Annotated in this window: 7 protein-coding genes and 1 tRNA gene; 1 reads left to right on the plus strand and 7 read right to left on the minus strand. The window is 56.7% G+C overall.

Features of this window, described 5'->3' with window-relative positions:
• Window positions 1-326: 326 nt before the first annotated feature.
• Together C4885_RS13885 and C4885_RS13890 are read right to left on the minus strand one after the other, a co-directional pair.
• Entirely contained in the window at window positions 327-659 is a 333-nt protein-coding gene (locus C4885_RS13885; protein WP_114000909.1) for a hypothetical protein, read from the minus strand.
• A gap of 15 nt (window positions 660-674) precedes the next feature.
• Window positions 675-1025 carry a helix-turn-helix domain-containing protein gene (locus C4885_RS13890; protein ID WP_114000910.1) on the minus strand — a complete coding sequence of 117 codons (351 nt, stop codon included), beginning with the start codon at window positions 1023-1025 and terminating at the stop codon, window positions 675-677.
• A gap of 245 nt (window positions 1026-1270) precedes the next feature.
• Between C4885_RS13890 and C4885_RS13895 the strand changes: the two genes are divergently transcribed.
• Window positions 1271-3397, plus strand: coding sequence for a polysaccharide deacetylase family protein (locus C4885_RS13895; protein ID WP_114000911.1), 2127 nt, complete (start codon window positions 1271-1273; stop codon window positions 3395-3397).
• Window positions 3398-3484: 87 nt separating this feature from the next.
• Here the strand turns inward: C4885_RS13895 and C4885_RS13900 are convergent.
• The 5 genes from C4885_RS13900 to C4885_RS13920 form a co-directional block, all read right to left on the minus strand.
• Window positions 3485-3560: transfer RNA gene (locus tag C4885_RS13900), tRNA-Gly, on the minus strand.
• Between the two features lie 58 nt (window positions 3561-3618).
• A complete protein-coding gene (locus tag C4885_RS13905; protein WP_114000912.1) occupies window positions 3619-3810 on the minus strand; it encodes a ferredoxin in 192 nt (63 codons plus the stop codon).
• 53 nt (window positions 3811-3863) lie between these two features.
• On the minus strand, window positions 3864-5294 hold the full coding sequence (locus tag C4885_RS13910; protein WP_114000913.1) for a DUF6056 family protein: 1431 nt from the start codon (window positions 5292-5294) through the stop codon (window positions 3864-3866).
• 99 nt (window positions 5295-5393) lie between these two features.
• Entirely contained in the window at window positions 5394-6737 is a 1344-nt protein-coding gene (locus tag C4885_RS13915) for a sodium:alanine symporter family protein (RefSeq protein WP_114000914.1), read from the minus strand.
• Between the two features lie 379 nt (window positions 6738-7116).
• Window positions 7117-9069 (minus strand): fructose-specific PTS transporter subunit EIIC, encoded by a 1953-nt coding sequence (locus tag C4885_RS13920; protein WP_114000915.1) that lies wholly within the window; start codon window positions 9067-9069, stop codon window positions 7117-7119.
• Between the last annotated feature and the right edge of the window lie 131 nt (window positions 9070-9200).

Consider the following 9200-nt stretch of genomic DNA (forward strand, 5'->3'; position numbering starts at 1 on the left):
CATCCAGTATTATCTGCGCTTTTGGCTTAGCAGCTGCCGCACCTCGCTCGCCGTATCGGCACTTAGAATTATGCGGTATTGCCTTTAATTGGCTTCGCATAAAAAAGAGTAATAGTCGTGTGGTGCCCACGGCGGCACATTTTAACTAGGTCAGCTGCTCCGGCAAGAAGTATTCTGGCCAGAGCTGCCAACCTGTTTTATTCGCACCGCTGCGGGCGGTGCACCGACATTATTCTTTATTCATTATTATTTATTATTTCATTCCTGATAGAAAAATAGCGCCCGACGGTTTAAGCGTACCTGTCGGGCGCTGTTTGTTTATTTGCTTATTTATCCGGTTCACAGTCCAGAATGGAGGGAATATTGGCCCATTTATCCGGTTCGGCCTCGTACCGTTCGTGCAGCCAGGCAACGGCGGCATCGAGCCCCTCCTGATTGCCGGGGAACTCTGCCATCTCCTGCTTTTCATCGGCGGTGTGTTCCAAGCTCCATGGGCCGGGCCAGATGGTGGCGGTCAGATATTCGATCTTCCGCTTGCCGCTTTCATCGGCGGGGTCAGCTTTTTTGGCGGGGGCTACCAGATAGCGCATGCCGCCCTGTGCGCCGGAGTACGGGTTGCCGCAGTGGAACCAATGGTAGATGGGCAGGCAGTCCAGCATAAAATCTCCTCACTTTCAGGTTTTGCTGCGGTTCAGTTCCGCGCGTAGTTGGATCAGGCGGGCAATATCTTCCTTATCGGCCTGGGTCAGTTGGTCTTTCAGGTTCTGGTAGGCGGCAATGGGTTCGTCCTGAATCAAAGCGTCCAGTTCCGTCCCGGCAGGGGAGCCCTGCCACCCGGCTAGATAGCCGGGCGCCACGCCAAGGCAGGCGGCAATGCTTTCCAGCTTATCCAGCGGAATATTGGTTACAATGCCGGTCTCGTATTTATAAACCGCTTGTTTGGTCACATGCACCTGTTCGGCCAGCTGCTCCTGTGTCAGCCCTTTGGCGGTGCGTGCTTCGCGGATGCGTTCCCCAATGGTCATGCGGATCACCTCCCAAAAAGTATAGCAAAAAACCTGCGGGTTTACAAGATAATAAAAATAACTTGACAAGTTACGGCAAGGATGCTATCCTGTGAGTGACCTGATAAGTTTCAAAAAGGAATGGTCTCTTTCGGCTGCAAAACAGGCAAATACAGAGAAAACAACAAAGCGGCGGCAGCAGGGCCGCTTTCATTTGAAGCACAAGTAACTTATCAGGTTTCAAATGGATCATAAGGAGGAATGGAATGACCCACGAAATTGAACTGGAAGGATATTACCCTAAAATTCTTGGCAGCCCCATGCGTATGCTGTGCCTTGGCACCAAAGCCAGCTATGGCATGGAGGTTCTGCATTTCCGGCGCGGCACCGGGTGGGATGGCCTTGCGCTGGATGTCACGTTTACCCTGGACCCCCAGGCGGAGGGGACAACGGTGCTGGCGGATGCAGGGGACACCGTAGCGGTGCCGCCCGCCGCCACAGCGCAGGCAACCAACAGCGGCAGCGTTACGGTGCGCGGCGTGCGGGATGGCGTGCAGTGCATCAGCTGCAACATCCCATACCTGGTGCTGAACCACGCCCCGGTGCCCGGCCAGCAGACCGACCCGGCGGAAAGTGTGTGGAAACAGTATGCCGATAAGCTGATCCCCGCGGGCGGCAGTACCGGGCAGGTGCTGACCAAGGCGTCCGCGCAGGATATGGACCTGTACTGGGCCGACGGCACCACCACCCAAACCGAAACCACACCCCACATGCTGACCAACGCGGGCCGCAGCAAAAAGAAAGCCATTGTATCGTTTGTGGATGACGACTGCCGCAGCGAAGCGTACACCGTGCTGTTCCCGCTGGTGCAGGAGCTTGGTATGCCTTATACCGTGGCTTGCCCGGCGGGGCTTATGGGCAAAACCGGCCGCATGACGGTGGAACAGCTGCAGGAAATGGCGCGCAGCGGCGTGACGGTGGCATGCCATACGATGACCGAAACCGATATGGAGCAGGATACCCCCGAAACGCTGGAAGCCACCCTGCAGCAGTTTGAAGCAGAGATGCGCCGCTGGGGCATCCGCGGGGTGCGCAGCTATGCCTATGTGAACGGGCGCTATAAGGCGGACTGCCTGAACACCGTAAAAAAGCATTTTGACCTGGGCCTTACGGTGGAAAAAGGCATCAACCAGATCCCGTATGAAAGCTGCCGCATGAAGCGCGTGGAAGTGTTCCCAAAGAACAAAAGCTACACGCTGGAGGATGTAAAAGCGTGGGTAGACAAAGCCGTGCAGGATGGCGGCTGGCTGATTTTGATGACCCACGCATGGTACACGACCTTTGATGCAGCACAGCTCAAAGAGCTGGTGGGTTATATCCGGGCCAGCGGTGCGGAGCTGATGGACCTGTACGATGCACTGGATGCCACCGGCAACGTGGTGGAAGCGGGCGACTACCAAAAGCCGGGCGCGGATGCAGCGGAACCGTTTTTTGTGGTGGATGCGGATGGCCGCGCCTGGACCAACGCGCTGGAGAACTTACGCCCGGCAGATGGCATCACCAATGTGGGGGCAGCCCTGCAAAGTGGATATGTGATCTCCACCGCCACCGGCAAGGCAATCAAAACATCAGATACCGGGTTCCGGGTCACCCAGCCGGTGGATGTGACAAGCGCGGCCCAGGTGTTGGTAACGGCCTGGGCGTATACGGGTTTTGCGCTCTATTCTTTCTTTGATGCGGCGGGTACCTGCCTTGCCGTAAAAGCGGCCGATGCCGATTATGCTGTGGGCGGCAATACCCTGACCCGGCAGGCAGTGACCGTGCCGCAGGGGGCAGCCACTTTGATCGTGGCGGGCAATTTGTACCAGGCGCTGCCCGCCGTCAGGCTGGTCAGCGCGGCAAACCTGGTGCAGCAGGTAAAAAGCATGACGGTTGCCTGGCACGCCAACTATGTGCTCAAAATTTCCGGCTCGACCGTCAACTATGCAAGCGAGAATCGGCGCATCAGCGAAAAAGTTGCCGCTGCGGCAGGGGATACCTACCGCCTGAGCTGTTCGGCCAACTGGAACAACGCGCTGTATGTGATCTATGCGGCAGACAACAGCGTGCTGGCCTACCGCCAGGCCCCCAACAATGCCGCCGGTGAGGTACTGACCGACTTTGCGGTGACAATGCCGGAAAATACTGCCTATTTCCGCGTGGCAGCAAACCTGGAAATCCAGCCGGAATCCTACGCGGTGGCCCGATACACCACCCGCATTGCGGCCAAAGCCCCGGTGCTTACGGTTGCAGCGGTGCGCACCCTGCTGGATATTTTGCGGGCGGGGACCTATACCCAAAGCCAGCAAAGCGCCATCCAGAATCTGGAAAATGCACTGCTGATCATAGACTGACAATACAGCGCGGCTTTTCAACAAAAAATCCAAAGGCTGTTGAATAAAAAGAAAAAGCGCAGAACCACTTTTGGTTCTGCGCTTTTTTGGAGCGGGATACGAGTCTCGAACTCGCCACCTACTGCTTGGGAAGCAGTCACTCTACCGGATGAGCTAATCCCGCATCGGTAGCTTTTATTATACTTCCCAAGTTCCGGTTTGTCAAGCCCCGGTCGAAGGTATCAGCCGTCAACGGATTCAATCGCGCCAACGGGGCAGGTCTGCATGGCATCGGTGGCGGCGGCTTCATCGGGGCCGGTTACATCGGCAGGGGCAGCGGCTGCGGTGCCGCCGTCCGTCATGGTAAAAACTTCGGGGCAGGTGCTCACGCACAAACCGCAGCCGATGCAGTCGGCATTTACATGGAACTTCATGGGCAGTCATCCTTTCACGATGTGTTATCAACAGTATGCCCAATCAGCGGCAATCAATCCATGCTTTCTGCGTTTTCTGCGGCGGCTTCCCCGGCGGCATAGGTTTCGTTGGTGTGGCCTGCAAAGGGGTAGGTACGGGTTTCGGTGGCGGTAATGCTGGTTACGCCGAACCAGCGGGCGCGGCCCAAAGCGAGGGAATCCTCACCGTTTTCGCGGATATCCGGCAGGCCGTATGCGCCGCACCATTTGGTGTAGGGTTCGATACCATAGCTAATAATGTTAGCCGCGGCGGGCTCATCCAGCTCGCTAATCTCCTGCCGCAGCGTCTGGGTGCGCACATGGTCCATCATCCAGTAGCTGGCAATGTCATACCCGGCTTCCAGCATGTGGATGCCGCAGACGATCCCCACGCAGGCGCTCAGGCAGGCAAGGCCCCGGCGGAACGCTTTGCTGTTCAGCTGTACCAGGCAGGCGGCGCAGGCGGCAGCCAGCAGAGCAAACACACCGTGGGTGGAGCGGGGATAGTAGTCATGGCTGCCGATCATGGCAAAGTTTGCCCCCAGCGCCCCGGCCAGCAGAATCAGCGGCCACAGCAGGTCAGCTTTTACAGCATCCTGCCGGGCAAAGCAGAGCAGCAAAAACAAAATCGCAAAGGAAAACAGCAGGGGCAGGGCATAGTCTTTGAGCATATTCAGGCAGGCAAAAAAGCGCATGGCGTACCGGGTCAGCAGACTGTCGTAATCGCTGAAGCCGCTTGCACGGTTAAAGTTGCCGCGCGCGGTGATGAGCAAAGCAAACCCAACCAGCGCCCCCGCCAGGCCGGTCGCCATCCAGGCGGGCAGCCTGCGCTCCCGCTTGAACACAACAGCGCCGGCCAGCACCAAACAAACCAGCATTCCGGCGCTGGTATTCTCGCTTAACCAACCAGCCAGCAGCCCGGCCAACGCCATGCCGGCCGCCATGCGAGCCGTACTGGCAAACGGCTGCTGCAAATAATACCGCCAGGGCAGCAAAAAGGCGCAGCATCCCACCGTGGCCCACAGGTAGTTGCAGGCGCCGCACATCCACAAATTGGTCTGGCCAAATACAGGGCTGATCTCCCACAGCGCGGCATAAATCAGGGCCAAAGCCAGCCAGTCCGCTTTTTGGCTGCGCCGCCCAACGGCCAGCTTGTACAAAACCAGACCCAGCGCCATAAACATCCCAGCATTGCACACATTAAACAGAAGCTTGGGAAACATGGTGAACCCCTGGGCAAAAAATTTGACGATGACCCGGCCGCTCCATTCGTGATAGTGGAACACCAGGCTGGAAATCAACTGCGGCAGGCTGTGCAGCCGTTCGCCGGTATCAAAGGCATAAGCGAAAGTGTAATCATCGGCCAGGTAGGGCGTTAAGCAGTTCAGCAGCAGCATCCAGCAGAACACCAGCCCGGCCACAAGCCGGAACATGTGGCTGCTGAGGGGCTTTTTTGTTTGTGCCATGGGCAACCTCCAAAACAAAAACGGGCCCCCTGCCGAACAGGGGAGCCCGTAAGATCAACATTATCTTTATTATATCGGTTGTGCTGCCAAAGTGCAAGGTCAGTCCTTTTTGTTGCGGGCGATGCCTGCAACAACGCCGGAAAGCGCCAGCAGCGCCAGCAGGTTGGGAACCGCCATCAGACCGTTAAAGAAGTCCGCCAGCGCCCAAACCAGATCCACTTTCAGGGAAGAACCGATCAGGATGAACAGCACAACAATCAGGCTGTACACCTTGGTGTACTTGGAGCCGAACAGAGCGTTGAAGTTGACCTGGCCGAAGAAGTACCAGCCCAAAATGGTGGAGAACGCAAAGAACAGCATGCAGATGGCAATGAACACCTTGCCGAAGGAACCAAACGTCAGGCTGAATGCGGCCTGGGTCAGGGCGGTGCCGGTCATGCCTTCCGGAATCAGGCCGGAGGTGATCAGTACCAGGGCGGTCAGAGTCAGGATGACAAAGGTATCAACGAATACGCCGATGATGGCCAGCGCACCCTGGTCCTGCGGCTGCTTGACCTTGGCCAGTGCGTGGGCGTGCGGGGTGGAGCCAAGGCCGGCTTCGTTGGAGAACAGGCCGCGGGCAACGCCGTAACGCATGGCCTGCTGCACGGTAACGCCAGCCACGCCGCCGGCAATGGCCTGCGGCTGGAAAGCCAGGGTGAAGATCTGAACAAATGCGTTGGGAATGGCGGATGCGTTCATGACCAGGATGATGACGCAGCCGATAATGTAAAACAGTGCCATGATGGGAACCAGCTTTTCGGTAACAGCGGCAATGCGCTTAACACCGCCCAGGAAGATAAAAGCTGCCAGAACGGCGATCACAACGCCAACAACCACGCGGTTAACGCCGAACGCATTGTGGAACGCATCACCAATGGAGTTGGACTGCACCATGTTGCCCATAAAGCCGAGGGCAAGGATCAAAGCAACGGAGAAGAAAATGGCCAGGAACTTGCCAAACTTGCCCTTGAATGCCGCGCGGATGTAATACGCCGGGCCGCCGGTCACCTGGCCGTCCACCGTGGTGCGGTAGGTCTGGGCCAGAACGGCTTCGGCGTAAATGGTAGCCATGCCGAAAAAGGCAGAAACCCAAGTCCAGAACAATGCGCCGGGGCCGCCACTGACCAGGGCGGTGGCGCAGCCGGTAATGTTGCCGGTGCCAACCTGTGCGGCAATGGCAGTGGCCAATGCCTGAAAAGAGCTCATGCCGTCTTTATCAGCTGCCTTGCCGTGCAGGCTGAAACCTTTGAACAAGTGACGCACACCATCTGCAAAACTGCTCAACTGAACAAAGTGCAGCTTGATAGTAAAGAAGATGCCGGTGCCCACCAGCAGGAACAGCAACAGATAATTCCACAAAATGTCGCTGGCCTGCTCTACGATCTGCGTAAATGCTGCCATGATTAAAATTCCCCCTAATACAATATCCCATATCTTACACATCCGGCAGCGCCCGGTATGGGCAGCTGCCACGAAGCGACCTAATAACAATACCATGCCCGCTAGATAAAGTCAAGTGTATTTATACCAAAAACACTCTGACGTGATAAAGTATGACTTTTCCTGAAACATGACGCGGAAATTGAGAAAACAAAAAATGATTCGCAAATTCGAGAAAACGCCGGGACAGAACGCCGGAAAATCCGTCCGCGTTGGGGGAAACACAGGAAAAGAAAAATCTTGGGCCGTATTTTGCTTTTGTAAGCACAGGAAGCAAAAAAGCCCCGGCAGGGGCGGCAGCGCCGCACCCCACCGGGGCAGAAAGTTAAAATTCAGGAAATCAGGATTCAGAGGATTGCTCTTGGGGCAGGTTCTTTTTCAGCAGGCTCAGGATCAACCCGCCCAGAATGCTGCCAACGGCCAAAGCAACGCAGTACATCGGGGCGTTGGTGGCAACGGGGAACACGAAGATGCCGCCGTGGGGGGCGCGCAGGCCGCAGTGGAACGCCATGGAAAGCGCACCGGCGGTGGCTGCACCAATGGCGCAGCTGGGGATAACGTGCAGCGGGTCAGAGGCTGCATAGGAGATAGCGCCCTCAGTAACAAAGCAGAGGCCCATTACATAGTTGATCACACCGTTGCGGCGCTCGTCCGGGGTCCACTTTTTGGGGAAGAAGGTGGTGGATAATGCAATGGCGATCGGAGGAACCATGCCGCCGACCATAACGGAAGCCATGACCTCATAGTTGCCGGAAGCAAGGGCTGCAGTGCCGAACAGGTAACCAGCTTTGTTGAAGGGGCCGCCCATATCAATGCTCATCATAACAGCAGAGACAGCGCCCAGCAGGATGGCAGAGGTGCCGCCCAGGGAGTTCAGCCAGTTGGTGATAAAGTCGTTGATGATGCCCATGACCGGGTTGATGCCGCACATGAACACGCCCATCACAAACACACCGCCCAGCGGGTAGATCAGCATGGGGCGCAGGCCGCTGACGCTTTTTGGGAGCTTTTCGGTGATCTTTTTCAGGAAAAGGACTACATAACCGGCCACAAAGCCAGCCAGCAAGGCAGCCAGGAAACCACCGGAAACGCCATCCACCTGGCAGTTCAGCAGGCCGGTAAAGTTAGTGCCGTTCATAGCCAGCACACCGCCGGCAAAGCCGACAGCCAAAGCGGGTTCACCGGCAATGGAAATGGCAACGTAAGAAGCCAGGATGGGCAACATGTAGTTGAATACAGCGGAGCCGACCGTCTTAAAGAATGCGGCAGCCGGGGTGTTCATGCCAAAGTTGGCGGGGTCAATGCTGTAATCATCCAGCAGGTAAGCAATGGCAATCATGATGCCGCCGCCCACAACAAAGGGGATCATGTGGGAGATGCCATACATCAGGTGCTTGTACAGGGTGTGGCCAAGGCTGTCCTTTGCGGAACCGCCCCGGTTCTGCTCCAGCAGGTTCTTGTCAGATTCGCGCACGGTGGAATGGAACACCGGAACTTTGCCGTCCAAAACGCTCTGCAGCAGCTGCTCCGGCTTATGGATGCCATCATCCACATGGGCGAACAGCACCGGCTTGCCGTCAAAACGGTCGGTTTCCACATTTTTGTCAGCTGCCACAATAATGCCATCGCAGGCGGCAATCTCATCGGCGGTCAGCACATTCTGGGGGCCATCAGAGCCATTGGTTTCAACCTTGCAGGGAATGCCAAGCTTCTGAGCGGCCTTGTTCAGTGCTTCGGCGGCCATGTAGGTGTGGGCAATGCCGTTGGGGCAGGCGGTAACGGCCAACACGCGGTAGGTGGCAGGCAGCTCTTCCTGAGTAAAGCTCTCGTTGCCGAACTGGGCTTCCTCCTGGGCGTCAATCGTATCCAAAAATTCTTTGGGCGTTTTGGCGGCGTGCAGCTTTGCCACAAAGTCTTCATTCATCAGCATCTGCATCAGGCGGGCCAGCATATCAATGTGCAGACTGCCGTTTTCCGGTGCGGCAATCATAAACAGCAGATCCGTCTTGCCGTCATCGTCAGCATTGTACTGCACGGGAGTCTTCAGGCGCAGGGCAGCCAGGCTGGGGCGGGTCACGCAGGCGGCGCGTGCATGCGGCACCGTAATGCCGTTATCCACATAGGTGGAAGCCTCCGCTTCACGCGCATAAATGGCAGCTTTGTACGCGGCTTTGTCGGTCAGGTTGCCGTGGGTGGCCTGCAGCTCCACCAGTTCGTCAATGATCTGCGCCTGGTCCGCTGCGGCAGAATCCAGCGCAATGGATTGGATGTTGAATAGTTCCGTGATACGCATCTTTCCTTCTCCTTCTACATGTTTTGCATTCACTGGGGTGGTTTTAAAAACAAAGGCAATACCGCATAATTCTAAGTGCCGATACGGCGAGCGAGGTGCGGCAGATGCTAAGCCAAAAGCGCAGATAATAC

The sequence above is a fragment of the Subdoligranulum sp. APC924/74 genome, from assembly GCF_003324125.1.
GTDB lineage: Bacteria > Bacillota > Clostridia > Oscillospirales > Ruminococcaceae > Gemmiger > Gemmiger qucibialis.